This window comes from Aeromonas sp. s4 (genome assembly GCF_040907855.1).
Classification (GTDB): domain Bacteria; phylum Pseudomonadota; class Gammaproteobacteria; order Enterobacterales; family Aeromonadaceae; genus Aeromonas; species Aeromonas caviae.
In genome coordinates, this window is sequence record NZ_JBFOCP010000019.1 from 258,428 (window position 1) to 271,742 (window position 13,315).

The following is a 13,315-nucleotide window of genomic DNA, read 5'->3' on the forward strand; positions in this document are numbered from 1 at the left end:
ACGGAAAACCTCAACTAACGCACAAGAGACCAATAAAATGGCCAAATTTACCAAGACTCTGATCGCTGCCGGTCTGCTGGCTGCCTCCGCCACTCCGGCACTGGCTGCCGATTACAGCGGCGACATCCACAAGAACGACTACAAGTGGTTCCAGTTCAACGTGATGCACACCATCGATCAGCTGCCCTACGCTGAGTCCGAAGGTGGTTACAACGATACCTACTTCGAAATGGAGTTTGGTGGCCGTTCCGGTATCTTCGATCTGTACGGTTACGTCGACGTTTTCGACATCTTCCAGAACCGTCACGACGACAAGCACAACCAGGACAACCTGTTCATCAAATTTGCACCGCGCATCTCCATCGATGCCATGACCGGCAAAGATCTCTCCTTCGGCCCGGTGCAGGAAGTCTACATCGCCAACCTGATCAACGTAGGTGGTCCGGATGGTCTGTTTGAAGCCATGACCGGTCTGGGTGCAGACGTCATGGTGCCCTGGTTCGGCAAAATGGGCATGAACCTGTATGCCCGTCACGTCAATGAAGGCGGTGGCGAGCAGGGCTGGAACGGCTATCAGTTCTCCATGAACTGGTTCAAGCCTTTCTACACCTTCTCCAACGGCAGCTTCGTAGCCTATCAGGGTTACCTGGATCACCTGTTTGATGCCAAGGACACTTCCACCGACGGTACCGCCATGTTCAACGGCCTGTACTGGCACTCCGACCGCTACGCCGTCGGTTACGGTCTGAAGTACTTCAACGACATCTATGGCATCCAGAACGGTTCCTACGGTCTGAAGACCACTGGTTTCGGCCACTACTTCTCCGTGACCTACAAGTTCTAATCGAACTCGTCACACGGACACAAAAAAACCGGAGCAGCTGCTCCGGTTTTTTTATGCCCTCATGCTGGCAGTGGGGGGAGAGCCGCGCCCTCCCCGTTCGCCATCAATCGCGGAAGTTCTGGAACTGCATCGGCTGGCCCAGTTCGGCGCCACGCACCAGAGCCATGGTCTCTTGCAGATCGTCGCGCTTCTTGCCAGTGACCCGCACCTCGTCGCCCTGGATGGCGGCCTGCACCTTGATCTTGGAATCCTTGATGAGCTTCACCAGCTTCTTGGCCACTTCCTTGTCGATCCCCTGCTTGAACTTCACGGTCAGGTGGAAACGCTTGCCGGAGTGGACGCTGTCACCCACGTCCATGGAACTGTTCTCGATCTGGCGCTTGAGCAGGGCGCCGCGCAGGATCTCGACCATCTGCTTGAGCTGGAAATCGGCGTCGGCTTCCAGCTTTACTTCTTCCTTGTTCAATTCGAAGCTGGCTTCCACACCACGAAAATCGAAACGGGTCGCCAGTTCACGGTTGGCGTTATCAACGGCGTTCAACACCTCGTTCATTTTGACTTCAGAGACAATATCGAATGACGGCATAGCCGGGCTCCTCATGCTGTACTTCAGGTTGTGCTGACAGGTGGGCAAATCTACCAGAAAACGGGCAAATTTGCTGATTTCGATGGGATTGCTCTGCTAGAATCCCCTGCGCACAGGAATGGTGAGACCCGTTAGAACCCGTCCAGGAGCGGTCGCGAGAGGTCCGACACTCGGTGAAGTGCAGCCCAGGAACCCGTATGGTCATGCATACATGAGGCTCCCTGGCTGCGCATGAGCCTTGAGCACGACCCGACAGCCAGCTCATGCACCGGTTCCAGGTATTCACCAAGCGACATCTTCCCTTATCCCGGGTTGGCGGTTGACAGGATGGCAGCCCTTCCCATGATCGAGCCTCTTCATGCCAAGCGGATTACGCGACAACAACCTGAAAACACGCCGTCACCCTGTCTCTCCCGAGTGGACCTTGCTGGGCTGCGGCGCCCTGGGCGGCGTCTTCGCCTCCCTGTTGACCCAAAGCGGCCAAGCAACCCGCCTCCTGCTGCGCGAGCGCCATCGTGCCACCTTGCACCCCGGCGTCGACTTTACCTCCCTTGAGGGGCATACCCAGCTCCTGGCCATCGAACGCGCCTTCATCGACAAGCCGGGCAGCATCAAACGCCTGCTGGTCATGACCAAGGCGGGGCAGGTGATATCGGCCCTCACTCCCCTGGTCGGGCAACTGGCGGCAGGGGTGCCCATCGTGCTGCTGCACAACGGCATGGGGATCGCCGATCAGGTGGTCGCACTCTTCCCAGACAACCCCGTGATCGCCGGCGTCACCAGCCATGGCGCCATGCAGAGCGGCCACTTCGTGTTCCGCCACACCGGCAAGGGGGAGACCTGGCTGGGCCCTGTCAACGAAGCGGCCCGTGCCCATGCCCACCTCGCCGACGAGCTGGCCAGCGCCCTGGGTCAGGCCGGCTGGGATGAGCAGATCCTGACACGCCAGTGGCAGAAACTCGCCGTCAACTGCGCCATCAATCCCCTCACCGCGCTCTACAAGCTCAAGAACGGCGAATTGGCTGGTCCGCGTTTTGCCGATGCCCTGCAGCAAATCTGCGTGGAAGTGGCTGACGTCATGCGGGCCGAAGGTCAGCCTACCGGCAGCGAGGAGCTGTTGCGCCGTGTCATGATGGTGGTGGAGCTCACCGCCGACAATTACTCTTCCATGTATCAGGACATGGAACAGGGCCGCGAGACCGAGATCGAAGCCATCACCGGCTTCCTGCTGAACAAGGCCGCCCTTCACGGTATCGCGGTGCCGGTCAATCAGGGCCTCTATCAGGCCGTCAAAGAGAAGCGCTGAGCAGAGCAGCTGGCAAGCAAGGAGTGCAGGATGAGCGTACTGGTACTGGTGGCCCCTGGGTCGGAAGAAATAGAGACGGTTGCCATCGTCGATACCCTGGTTCGGGGTGGCATCGATGTGGTGCTGGCCTCCTGCTGCCCCACTGGAGCGCGCCAGATCCGAGCCTCTCGCGGGGTGCAACTGGTGGCTGATTGCCATCTCGACGAGCTGACCACCCGTGACTTCGATGCCATGGTCGTGCCGGGCGGTCTGCCCGGCAGCGAAGTGATCCGCGACACCCCCCTCGCCATCGACCTGCTACGGGAGCAAGCAGGCCTCGGCCGCTGGCGCGCCGCCATCTGTGCCGCACCCGCCGTGGTACTGCACCATCACGGCTTGCTGGGGGATGCGAGCATCACCTGCCACCCGGGCTTTCAGGCCCGTCTGCCCGCGACACAATTGAGCACGGCAAGGGTAGTGACCGATGAAGCCCATCGCCTGATCACCAGCCAGGGCCCGGGTACCGCTATCGAGTTCGCTCTCGAGATAGTACGGGTACTGCGAGGTGACGAGGCCGCCCGTACGGTGGCCGGTCCCATGGTGTTGCCCCCCTCGCTATCGCCATAACCACATCGGGCACTCCGATGAAAGCGACAGAGCCCCCTTGCCAGTGGCAAGGGGGCTCTGCTTTGGAGGCTCAGACGGCATGGAGATGGTCCTCACCTGACAGGTAGAATATAAAAGTCAGGTCATTGGATGACCTTTAATATACTTTATTTCGGCACATCGAATCTGCTTTTTGAGCAGTTCAATAATATTCTCAAAATCTTCAGATTTACAATATAAAGTATCACTGTATGATATTTTAAAAGGGGTTGATTCAAACCTTACAGCCTTCTTCTTATTGGATATAAAAAGTGTATAGATCCAATCTTTTTTAAACATGGTCTCATGCTCTGACACTTCACTTTTAAAGTCAGTGAAAAATATCGCAAGGAGTGCCATCCCACCAGCCCCCACCAGAGAAAATGGTCCCAATACAGCCACTGCAAATACACAGACCACCACGCCAAGCCAAGCCAAACCACGGACTATCGTATAAGCTACTTCTGGAATAACATCCTGATAAGTGACAATAACGCCTTCTGTTGTAAGACGGTAATGATAGTTTTTATCTGCCATCACTAAATAACGAAAATAAGGGATCATTGCTATAGCAACACCGAATGCTAGATAAGCAAACCCCCAATCAACATCACCTGTAAGTAATACACAACCTACAGCAAATAACGTCATAACTGCAGTGACTAGAAAAATAATAAGCCAAGCAAATGGTGTAGAAACCCGAATATACCACTCCTGAAGAATTGGGGCCTCACGCACTTTTTTTTGATTGGCATCGAGAATACGTTGTTGCTCTTCCTGTGGTAATAGACGAAAAGGAATCTCCTGCTCATTCACATCAACTTCCTCGTTTGACTTATCCATTATTTATTCCCTTGCTTGCCGACCACCAACGCGGGCATGGTATCCAGATCACCGCTGCAGCTATTCAATGTGACAGGGCCGCCACTGCTACTGTTGCCCTTGAAAATAAACTCCCGCTGAATCATGCCCCCGAGATAGCCCAGTTCCAGCTTGATGGCCGAATTGGTATCCACTCCCAGCGGCAGGGAATAGACCATGTCCTCCCAGCTCCCGCGATATGTCTCCAGCGTTCTGGGTTGCATGGCGGTCTGATAGCTGGCCAAGTCCTCTTTAGTGTGTACCGGCACCGTTTGACCGACCAGAGCCAGAAGTTGGCCGATAACGCTTAGCCCAATGGTCAACCCCCGTAAGAGGTTAGCCACCAAGTGTTGAACTTTTATCAACCAGAAAGATGGCTTGCCCCTGATGGATTACAACGGTAGAAATTTCATTACGTAAAAATTGACGACCCGCTCTATTTAACAGAACAAAAAATAAGTCACTGAGGTTTTTTCGTTAAATGCCAGGGTGACCTTTTATATACTTCACGCTCTCAATGAAAATCTGAGATCTTATTAAGTTAGTAATAAGTTCCATATCCTCGACTCTACAATAAACTATACGACTGAACGCTGACTTAAACGGTACAGATTCAAACCGCAAAGCTCTATGTCTCTTCGAGATGGTAAAGACGTGTGGCCATTTTTTGTTAAATAGAGTGAATTCCTCACAGACTTCACTCTTAAAGTCAGTGAAAAATACAGCAAAGAGAGCCATGCCACCTGCACCAACCAGTGCTAATGGCCCCAATACAGCCACCGCCATCACGCAAACCACCACCCCCAGCCAAGCCAACCCACGGACTATGGTATAGGCCATTTCGGGAATGGCATCTTGATAAGTGGTCATTAAACCTTCTGTCGTTAGCCGATAATGGTAGTTTTTATCCGCCATCACCAAGTAACGTAAATAGAGCGTCATCACTATCGACATACCGACCATCATATGAACAAAAGTCAAATCATTATCTCCAGCAAACCATACCGCAGCACCTCCAAATAGCATCATTGAACCAACGACTATTAATATCATTGGCCATGCAAATGCTGTAGATACCCGGATATCCCATTCATGTAGTGTAGGAGCCTCACGAACCCTTTTTTGATTGGCATCGACAATGCGTTGTTGCTCTTCCTGCGGTAGCTGATGGAAAGGAGTCTCTTGCTCATCTGTGTCTATGACTTCGTTTTTCTTGTCCATTATTCATTCCCTTACTTTCCGACCACCAACGTGGAAATTTTACCCAGATCGCCGCTGCTACTATTCAATATGAGAGTACCGCCACTGCTTCTACCACCCTTGAAAATATATTCCCGCAGAATCATACCTTCGAAATAAACCAACTCCAATTTGATAGCCAAATTGGTATCAATCCCCAGCGGTAGGGTATAGACCATGCCACCCAAACTTCCGTATTGGGGTTCAAGAAGATCGCCGGGTAGTAAGCCAGCTTGTCCACCGAACAAACTGGCCTCCTAGTGAATAGCAATAACCGTTATTTCTCAATGGCAGTCGAGACATTAGAGTCAAATAATTGGATGACCTTTTATATTTTTTATATCGACACACCTGATTTGATTCTTAATCATTTCAATAACACGTTCAAAATCCTCAGACTTACAATATAAATTGTCGCTATATGCGACTTTAAAGGGGGTGGATTCAAATCTCAGTGCCTTCTTTCTATTAGAAATAGAAAGCGTGTAGGGCCAGTCTTTTCTAAACATGGTTTCATGCTCTGAAACTTCACTCTTAAAGTCAGTGAAAAACACCGCAAAGAGCGCCATGCCACCTGCACCAACCAGGGCTAATGGCCCCAATACAGCCACTGCCATCACACAAACCACCACACCAAGCCAAGCCAAGCCACGCACTATGGTGTAGGCTGCCTCTGGAATAGCATCCTGATAGGTGACGATAACACCTTCCGTTGTGAGCCGGTAATGATAGTTTTTATCTGCCAACCATAAGTAACGAGTAAAGGCCGCAACTATTGCCCCCATGATAATAGGAGCCCAACCAGCATCATTATCGCTATACACTAGCCATATACCAATAGACATCATAATACCAACGGGGATTGAAATGACTAGCCAAACAAAAGGTGTTTCTACCCTAATATTCCACTCATGTAGCGTAGGGGCTTCACGCACTTTCTTCTGATTAGCATCGAGAATGCGCTGTTGTTCTTCCTGCGATAATAGATGAAAAGGGGTCTCCTGCTCGCACGCTTCAACTACCTCGTTTACCTTATCCATTATTTATTCCCTTGCTTGCCGACCACCAACGCGGGCATGGTACCCAGATCGCCGCTGCTGCTATTCAATGTGACTGGGCCACCACTGCTACTGCTGCCCTTGAAGACAAATTGCCGCTGAATCATGCCCCCGAGATAACCCAGTTCCAGTTTTATGGCTGAATTGGTATCGACACCCAGCGGCAAGGAATAGACCATGTCATCCCAGCGCCCTCGTAGCGTCTCTATCACCTTGGGTTGCATCGCAGTTTGATAGCGCACCAGCTCCTCCTTGGAGCGCGCCGCTACCATCTGACCAGCTCTCGCAATTGGCTGGCCGATGACCTTCAGGCCTATGGTCTGCCCTCGCAAGTGCGCAGGGAGCGAGAGTTGCAACTGCCACTGGGAACGACCTGTGTCCATCCACCCCTGAGGTGCGGTGCGTACCACAGTCAGGCTGGCGCCCGGTTTATTGACCAGCAATTCAAAGCGAGCCAGTTCGTCTTCCGAGGACCAATTGGCGGGCTGTTTGCCCCAGGTAGATTGCAGCAACCATTTCTCCAGATCCGAGCGTTTGAAGATATTAAGCAACACTGTCAGTACCAGATAGGCGATACCCAGCACAAAGAGCCCGACAACCATCCAGGGGGCAAAAACGGTACCAATTGCGAATCCCCCAACACCACGACTCACCAGCGTAAGCAATACTTGGACCCCAAAAATGCCCGTTTGTCCCCAAAGAACATATTCCTTCGAAGCCAACAAAGTTCTTTCCATCTCGCTAATTAAAGGGTCTTTGCTAGCCAATGAGGCATCCCAAGCTTCCAGTCCTGCTGCCACAGCACCTAACCCAGCAAACGCCAGCATCCGTAGAGAGAAGGCTTTAACCCAGACCGCATGCTCACCTTCTTTTATTGCTGCTTTTATCGAGATTGCTGTCAGGGCTCGTTTACCCCCATCAGTAGTGAGCGGCTTTAACTTCTCCCATGCAGCCCCCTGATAGAGCGCGGCGATGGCATTGCCCGTCCAGGCGAAGGCAGAGCCCAACTGCATATTTGCCCGTTCCCGACCGATGGACTGGGCGTTTTGCGCCGTCCCTGCGATGACTACTGTCAGATTCCAGAGGTTGAGCAGGGCAACCAGCCCGCCAAAGGTCGCCAGATTGGGAATTCTCTCGTTCATGGCCGTGATGCGTTGATTCACACCGCTACGCACGCTCGCCAGATAGTCACCAACATATTGTCTGGCTTGCTGCTGGTAGAGATCGCCTTTCAGTTTCACCAGCAGGGGCATTTCGCTGGCAATCAGGGTATCAAGCTGTTGCTGCAAGGTTTTTAGCTGACCGTTGATGGCCTTCACCGTGGTGCTGCGCCCGGGAGGGGGGGAGCTGATGGCCGACATCTCCTTCACAATGATCCAGACCTTCTGCTGGAAGCGGTTGTGGAGCATCCGATAGTCTCGGTTGACCTGCAGCGGCTGGTCGCCGAGCAGGGACTCCAGCAGTACCAGTCTGAGGTTGCCTGCCAGGCTGTTCTTCCAGGCGTGGGGCAAGATGGCCGCCATGATCTGGGCGTGAGCGCCCTTGGCCATGGATTTTCCAGCCACTTTCATGGCTTCAATGACGGCTTCGATCGTCTGGAACCAGGATTTTTGCTTGAATCTCTCGTCCCCCAGTAACGTCTCCAGATCAGCCGTTCTGCCAAAGAGGGCCGTCATATCCCCAGAGGAGGTGCTGAGCCAGGCATTGTCTACCGTCAGCTCGCTCAATCCCTTGTGCAACGCGGCATCAAAGCCATAAGGGGCCAGCGCCAGCAAGTTGTCGCGGCTCTTTTCGCCCAGCAGTTTCTCCAGCGCTTTCTTCCTCTCCTCCGTGCGGCAGCTAAGAGAGAGAACCGGCCCGGCCTCGGCAAACAGGGTCTGCAGATAGGCTTGTCCCTTGGGTGTTCTGTTGTCCAGACCAAAGGGCAGCGGATCGGCCTTGAGGCGGGTCACACCGTTGAACAGGTCTTCATGAGCCCGCGTCAGGGCCAGATCCAGCTCATTGAGTGGCACCTGATACTGCTTGATAAAGGCATTGAGCCCGCTCCAGTTGACCTCATCCTGGAAGGCTGCGCGCTCTTTCCATTGGGAAACCTGTTTTTGGGATGGATTGAAACCATATTGTTCCCGCAAGATTTTCAGCTTCTCATCAGCCCGTTTCTCCATGGGGGAGTTGAACCGCACCATCCCGGGCTCTGCCGTCATGCTCTCCATGTCGGCGAGGTAGCGATCCCCAAGATAATCATCCAGCGCCTCTTCAAAGGCCTGGGTCCTGGCGACATTGCCCCTGACGGAGGCGGGCAACTCCTTCTCGTCGAGCCGCACCCTGGCCAGGTTGCGCGTGACCTCCGCCATCATCAGCTTGTGGCTGTTGACCTTCATGGTGGCATCATCTTTCCCCAGCAGTGCTTCGCGCTTGGCGAGCAGTTGATTGACCTTCATGGAAAGGTCGGCAAGGTCGGCCAGCGGGTCCTCCAGAGCGACCACCATGGCGCTCTTGGGATCCGGTATGCCCGCCTTGTAGGCAGTCGGCGAACTCGCAGGTTTGTGAGCCAGCAACTTGATCCCCTGCTTGTCCTCTTCGGCAGGCTTGGCAAGGGGGGTAGAAGAGAGCACAAATCCCTTGTTGGACATCCCCAGGTCCGCAACCTTGTCGAGCACATCTGGCAGACCGCAATGAGGGGCCTTCATGGTGCTGGCAAAACTGCCCAGTTTCACCTGCCGCATCCAGGTGGTGCGCAAACCGCCGCTCTTTTCCATCTCATGCTTGATGCGCCCCGTCCAGCGCTGGGGAGAATAAGCGAGGGAGAGGGTATGGCTCGCAGGGTAGAGCAGATGCCCCTTGCTTCCCTTGCTCTGGCTGATAAAGGTCGCTCCCTTTATCTCGTACTCATCAAATGTCTTGGTCTTTTCGTCATAGACATAGAGCCAGCCATCACGCAGTTGGCGCAAGGCATAACCGCTCTCTTTCAACTTGAGAGGCACCACAAAGCCTGCTCCGGCGGGGACTGGGTGAGACTGCTTTTGTGGCGGGGAGAACGGCTCATCCAGGGCATAACGCACCGGGATGATGGCAATCTTCTTGTTCTTGAGCGGACAGACTCCTGCCGGGCTCTTGCTGTCGGTCGTGTTTGCACACTGGGCGGCTTGATTGGGCGTACTCATGCGTCTTGATCCTTGTTGCTCAATGCGGCAGCAAGCTCGGCGGCCTGCTCGATACGTTGCGAAGGGGTCTGGGGCGAACGCTGGGTAATCAACGCCTTGATCCGGGGATGCTCATCTTCATCAAACCAGTCACTGCCGAGATACCCCATCACATTGAAAAACAGCAGCAGATCCCGCTCGCTCTCGAATCCCTGGGCATAGGCGTAATCAGCCCAATGGGCAATCCAGGCCATGGGTTCTGGCAGCGTCAGCATGCGAGCCCCAAACCAGGTGTGCATGTGCGCTCTTATCCCATCGAGGGTGTTCAACCAGCTCACCTCTCCCAGACGGCGCCACTGCGCATCGGAAAGTCGCAGGCGCACCCCCATGGGGGACCCCATTCCAGGCGCGGCAACCTTGTGCTGCCACACCTGCCCCTCCCCTTGCCGGGTCGGGATCCAGACTTGAGCCACCCCCTGCCAGAGCCAGGGTTCATCATCCATAAACAGCCGCCACATGGTCTCCGGCATGGCCAGCTTGAGCAAAATCCTGCTGCCATAGGGACTCTCCACCTCGATAAGCCCACGCAGTCGCTCGGCCAACGACAACAGAGAAAGAGGGGACGATAACAGGTAACCCCATGATGCATCGCGGTTTTGCATAAACCAATCCAGCAGATTAGGCGTTGCACAGACCAGACAGGGGCTCACTTCTCGCAAGCTGTCCCAGGGGGCGTGAAGGTAAACAGGCTGATAGGAAGGCGATGGGTCCTGCTCGAACAACGCGCGTTCCAGCGCGGGAATGCGCGCCCCATCGAGCAACAGATAGAGTTGCTCTCCACTGTTCAGCTCGATGTCGGGACGCTCTGCGACGAAAGCCATGGCCATCAGCCACCACCCTCCTGTCTGGCCAGTTGCTCACAGATCTCGCACACAGGTTCGGCAGACTTGAGCGTCGCAATCTGACGTGCAGGGTCCATGGGAGGCGGGGGCGCCACCACTTCAACCGCTCCGGGTTGGATCGGCATCTGGCCACTCCAGCCAGAGCCAGAACCCGGGCTGCCGCCTGAGTTCATCTTGATGGAGCCGCCCGAGAGGGTGACACCGCTCGGGTCGATTTTGACAAAACTCCCCCCCACCTTGAGGGTCAGCTCGGCACCCGCCTCCATCACTATCTTCATGCCCGCCTTGTGGTGTACCTCGGACCCCGCCTCCACCAGCAGGGATTGCCCCAACTTCTGGTGCAAACTGGCATCCACCGTCAGCGAGTAGTCGGCTTTTATCTGGTCGCGCTTCTCGCCCTCCACTGTCAGGTGGTCATTGGCCTTGATGCGGGTCACCCGCTCATTGTCGATATCGGTGTGCTGGTCGTGCTTGATGTGCCAGGCGGCATCGTTCTCTATCAACACGTTCAGGTCTTTCTGACCGTGGATGTAAATCTCTTCCTGCCCCGCCTGGTCTTCAAAGCGCAGCTCGTTGAAACCCTCCCCCTGATGAGTCTCGGTACGCAGCACGGTGCGGGTCTTGTTGGCTGGCAGCTCGTAGGGCGGCCGGTTGGTGGCGTGGTAGGTGCGACCGGTGATGATGGGCTGGTCGGGGTCCCCCTCCAGGAATGACACGATGACCTCGTGGCCGATGCGCGGGATGGCCATCATGCCGTACTGACCGCCGGCCCAGCCCTGGGAGACCCGCACCCAGCAGGAGCTCTGGTCGTTGCTCGAGCCGTAGCGGTCCCACGGGAACTGCAGCTTCACCCGGCCGTGCTCATCGCAGTAAATCTCCTCCCCTTCGGGGCCCACCACCATGGCGATTTGCGGGCCATCCACCATCGGCTTGTGGGGGGCTTCCGGGCTGCCAATACGGGCCCGCCAGGTGGTGCTGGCTTTCACCACGCCGAACTCATTGTGATAGACGGTGGGGCCACTGCCCCCCTCCTCTTCCAGCGCCTGCGGCTGCAAGCCGGTATGCTGGATGCGCACGATTTGCCAGTCGGTGTTGAGGCTGCCATTGGGATGTTCGGTGAGTGCAAACGTCTGCCCCGGCTGCAAGGCGGCGCAGTTGGACTTAGCCTGGCCCGCCACGGCATCACTGCGCAGGGCATCGAGCCGGTGCTGGGCAAACGCCTTGCCGCTCTGGTCCGCTTTGTAGCGACCCGGATAGTCGAAGTGCTGGTAGGTGTCGCGCTGGTGGGTCAGCTCCGCTCCCACCTTTTTGTGGGAGAGACCGTAGGCCGGGGTCTTGAAGCTGTAGTCCTTGAGCTCCACATCCGAGGGGCGCACTGCCTCCCGATAGTGGAACTGCCGCACATAAGGGCCCTGCTCCAGCGAACGGTTGCCGAGGTTGAAGAAAAGCTCGGGGCCTTGGGTCAATGCGGCCGCGTCGTCGGCAAACACGATGCGGTGCTTGCCCGCTTCAAACTCGTGGAAGTAGAACATCCCCTCTTCGGCGGCGAGGCGGTTCACGAAATCGAGGTCGGTCTCGCGATACTGAACGCAGTATTCCCGCTTGGCGTGCTCATTTTTCAGGGCAAAGGCGTAATCGGTGATGCCGTGCTCTTGCAACAGGATGGAGAGGATTTCATCGGGCTTTTGTGCCTGGAAGATGCGGGAGTTGTGGCGAAGTGACAGCCGCCACAGGGCCGGCTGCACCATGAGCTGATAGCGGGTGCGGCGAAAGCCGCTGTCACCCTGTGCAAAATCACTGACCACCCCGCACACCCGGCGCTGCGGCTCGCCGTTGTACCAGACCAGCAGCTCGCAGGGCTGGTCCAGCACGGCGCCAACGTCGATGTCGGGCTGGGCACTGGCCAGCTCAAGGCGCAGGTTGAACGGCCGGTTGAGCGCTTCATCCAGCGCAAATTCGGCCACCACAAAGGTGCTCTCGGGCAGGGCCCCCACCTTGACGGTAAATTGTAATCCTGTGCTGTCTGCCATGAGGGCTCCTTAACCTGCCAGTTCGCAGCCCCGGGAGCTGCACGGATGACGTCTGAGATCAGGCGCGTCGCAAGATGGGTCACCATCGCCATCAGCATCGCGAGGGAAGGCACGGTGCAAACTGAGAAGCGCCGCTTTCATCTGACAAGGCAATCGTGGGAGATGGTGCGACCGGCCTTCGTTGTGCTTTGCCATCCAGCCGCCATGCAGCCGGATGGCAAAACACAAAAGCTCCGACCACATCCGGTTGAATGGGTCGGAGAAAGCTTGCACGGGTCTGGTGACGGCTGACACGGCAGTCATCAGGCCCTGGGGTGCACTACAAGGAACAACGGCAATCAATAAATCGGTGATCAGGCCTCGATCGGCGCGCGCCAGTCATCCGCACCAGAGGTACCGGCAACGGTGTGCTCCCAGTCGATCTTGCGGTAGGCCATGGAGACCTGGATCAGCTGGGTGAAGTCGGACTTCGCCGGGTCCTGGCAGTGGGGCATCTGGCAGTCAATGTCAACGATGGTGGCATCGGTCAGCACAGTGCTGAAGAAGTGCTCCTGCTTGCCCTCGACGGAGGTGCGATACCACTTCAGGGTCACTTTCGGCAGCATCTCGCCGGAGGCCAGGGAGTTGTACATCAGCGGCACGGCCTTGTTCAGGGCAACGGTGAACTTGAACGGCTTGTGGACACGCTGACCCGCCGGCTGACCGGATTGCGGATCGGTCGG

Annotated in this window: 14 protein-coding genes; 4 read left to right on the top strand and 10 right to left on the bottom strand. The window is 55.8% G+C overall.

Features of this window, described 5'->3' with window-relative positions:
- Window positions 1-37 precede the first annotated feature (37 nt).
- Window positions 38-844, top strand: coding sequence for an outer membrane protein OmpK (locus AB5Y89_RS05470; protein ID WP_010673358.1), 807 nt, complete (start codon window positions 38-40; stop codon window positions 842-844).
- A gap of 103 nt (window positions 845-947) precedes the next feature.
- Here AB5Y89_RS05470 and AB5Y89_RS05475 read toward each other — a convergent pair whose 3' ends face one another.
- Complete coding sequence (locus AB5Y89_RS05475; RefSeq protein WP_010673357.1) at window positions 948-1,430, bottom strand: YajQ family cyclic di-GMP-binding protein; 483 nt, start codon at window positions 1,428-1,430, stop codon at window positions 948-950.
- A 358-nt stretch (window positions 1,431-1,788) separates the two neighbouring features.
- Here AB5Y89_RS05475 and AB5Y89_RS05480 point away from each other — a divergent pair, with 358 nt between their 5' ends.
- Window positions 1,789-2,736: a ketopantoate reductase family protein gene (locus tag AB5Y89_RS05480; RefSeq protein WP_045523610.1), complete on the top strand. Its 948-nt coding sequence runs from the start codon at window positions 1,789-1,791 to the stop codon at window positions 2,734-2,736.
- 30 nt (window positions 2,737-2,766) lie between these two features.
- Window positions 2,767-3,342 carry a DJ-1 family glyoxalase III gene (locus AB5Y89_RS05485; protein WP_323950472.1) on the top strand — a complete coding sequence of 192 codons (576 nt, stop codon included), beginning with the start codon at window positions 2,767-2,769 and terminating at the stop codon, window positions 3,340-3,342.
- A gap of 117 nt (window positions 3,343-3,459) precedes the next feature.
- Here AB5Y89_RS05485 and AB5Y89_RS05490 read toward each other — a convergent pair whose 3' ends face one another.
- From AB5Y89_RS05490 to AB5Y89_RS05525, 8 genes are all read right to left on the bottom strand, one after another.
- A complete protein-coding gene (locus tag AB5Y89_RS05490; protein ID WP_368223043.1) occupies window positions 3,460-4,203 on the bottom strand; it encodes a hypothetical protein in 744 nt (247 codons plus the stop codon).
- A complete protein-coding gene (locus AB5Y89_RS05495; protein ID WP_323950470.1) occupies window positions 4,203-4,400 on the bottom strand; it encodes a hypothetical protein in 198 nt (65 codons plus the stop codon). Before AB5Y89_RS05495 ends, AB5Y89_RS05490 begins: the two co-directional genes overlap by 1 nt.
- A gap of 298 nt (window positions 4,401-4,698) precedes the next feature.
- Window positions 4,699-5,442 (bottom strand): hypothetical protein, encoded by a 744-nt coding sequence (locus AB5Y89_RS05500; RefSeq protein ID WP_368223045.1) that lies wholly within the window; start codon window positions 5,440-5,442, stop codon window positions 4,699-4,701.
- A gap of 11 nt (window positions 5,443-5,453) precedes the next feature.
- Window positions 5,454-5,708, bottom strand: a complete 255-nt coding sequence (locus AB5Y89_RS05505; RefSeq protein WP_368223047.1) for a hypothetical protein — start codon at window positions 5,706-5,708, stop codon at window positions 5,454-5,456.
- A gap of 60 nt (window positions 5,709-5,768) precedes the next feature.
- Window positions 5,769-6,500, bottom strand: coding sequence for a hypothetical protein (locus AB5Y89_RS05510; RefSeq protein WP_319891313.1), 732 nt, complete (start codon window positions 6,498-6,500; stop codon window positions 5,769-5,771).
- On the bottom strand, window positions 6,500-9,682 hold the full coding sequence (locus tag AB5Y89_RS05515) for a T6SS effector BTH_I2691 family protein (protein WP_368223050.1): 3,183 nt from the start codon (window positions 9,680-9,682) through the stop codon (window positions 6,500-6,502). Before AB5Y89_RS05515 ends, AB5Y89_RS05510 begins: the two co-directional genes overlap by 1 nt.
- A complete protein-coding gene (locus AB5Y89_RS05520; protein WP_368223052.1) occupies window positions 9,679-10,548 on the bottom strand; it encodes a DUF4123 domain-containing protein in 870 nt (289 codons plus the stop codon). The genes AB5Y89_RS05515 and AB5Y89_RS05520 overlap by 4 nt, the downstream gene beginning before the upstream one ends.
- Window positions 10,548-12,593 (bottom strand): type VI secretion system tip protein VgrG, encoded by a 2,046-nt coding sequence (locus AB5Y89_RS05525; protein ID WP_368223054.1) that lies wholly within the window; start codon window positions 12,591-12,593, stop codon window positions 10,548-10,550. The genes AB5Y89_RS05520 and AB5Y89_RS05525 overlap by 1 nt, the downstream gene beginning before the upstream one ends.
- 45 nt (window positions 12,594-12,638) lie before the next feature.
- On the opposite strand from AB5Y89_RS05525, the gene AB5Y89_RS05530 reads away from it, so the two are divergent.
- Window positions 12,639-12,884: a hypothetical protein gene (locus AB5Y89_RS05530; RefSeq protein ID WP_128274078.1), complete on the top strand. Its 246-nt coding sequence runs from the start codon at window positions 12,639-12,641 to the stop codon at window positions 12,882-12,884.
- 62 nt (window positions 12,885-12,946) lie between these two features.
- Here AB5Y89_RS05530 and hcp1 read toward each other — a convergent pair.
- Window positions 12,947-13,315: type VI secretion system effector Hcp1 (gene hcp1 / locus AB5Y89_RS05535; protein WP_368223056.1), on the bottom strand; the 369-nt coding region annotated here is incomplete at its 5' end.

Bases quoted from the DNA above. Each gene is read 5' to 3' on its own strand.
- AB5Y89_RS05470 (WP_010673358.1), top strand. From the start codon at position 38: ATGGCCAAATTTACCAAGACTCTGATCGCTGCCGGTCTGCTGGCTGCC.
- AB5Y89_RS05475 (WP_010673357.1), bottom strand. From the start codon at position 1,430: ATGCCGTCATTCGATATTGTCTCTGAAGTCAAAATGAACGAGGTGTTG.
- AB5Y89_RS05480 (WP_045523610.1), top strand. From the start codon at position 1,789: ATGCCAAGCGGATTACGCGACAACAACCTGAAAACACGCCGTCACCCT.
- AB5Y89_RS05485 (WP_323950472.1), top strand. From the start codon at position 2,767: ATGAGCGTACTGGTACTGGTGGCCCCTGGGTCGGAAGAAATAGAGACG.
- AB5Y89_RS05490 (WP_368223043.1), bottom strand. From the start codon at position 4,203: ATGGATAAGTCAAACGAGGAAGTTGATGTGAATGAGCAGGAGATTCCT.
- AB5Y89_RS05495 (WP_323950470.1), bottom strand. From the start codon at position 4,400: ATGGTCTATTCCCTGCCGCTGGGAGTGGATACCAATTCGGCCATCAAG.
- AB5Y89_RS05500 (WP_368223045.1), bottom strand. From the start codon at position 5,442: ATGGACAAGAAAAACGAAGTCATAGACACAGATGAGCAAGAGACTCCT.
- AB5Y89_RS05510 (WP_319891313.1), bottom strand. From the start codon at position 6,500: ATGGATAAGGTAAACGAGGTAGTTGAAGCGTGCGAGCAGGAGACCCCT.
- AB5Y89_RS05515 (WP_368223050.1), bottom strand. From the start codon at position 9,682: ATGAGTACGCCCAATCAAGCCGCCCAGTGTGCAAACACGACCGACAGC.
- AB5Y89_RS05520 (WP_368223052.1), bottom strand. From the start codon at position 10,548: ATGGCCATGGCTTTCGTCGCAGAGCGTCCCGACATCGAGCTGAACAGT.
- AB5Y89_RS05525 (WP_368223054.1), bottom strand. From the start codon at position 12,593: ATGGCAGACAGCACAGGATTACAATTTACCGTCAAGGTGGGGGCCCTG.
- AB5Y89_RS05530 (WP_128274078.1), top strand. From the start codon at position 12,639: ATGACGTCTGAGATCAGGCGCGTCGCAAGATGGGTCACCATCGCCATC.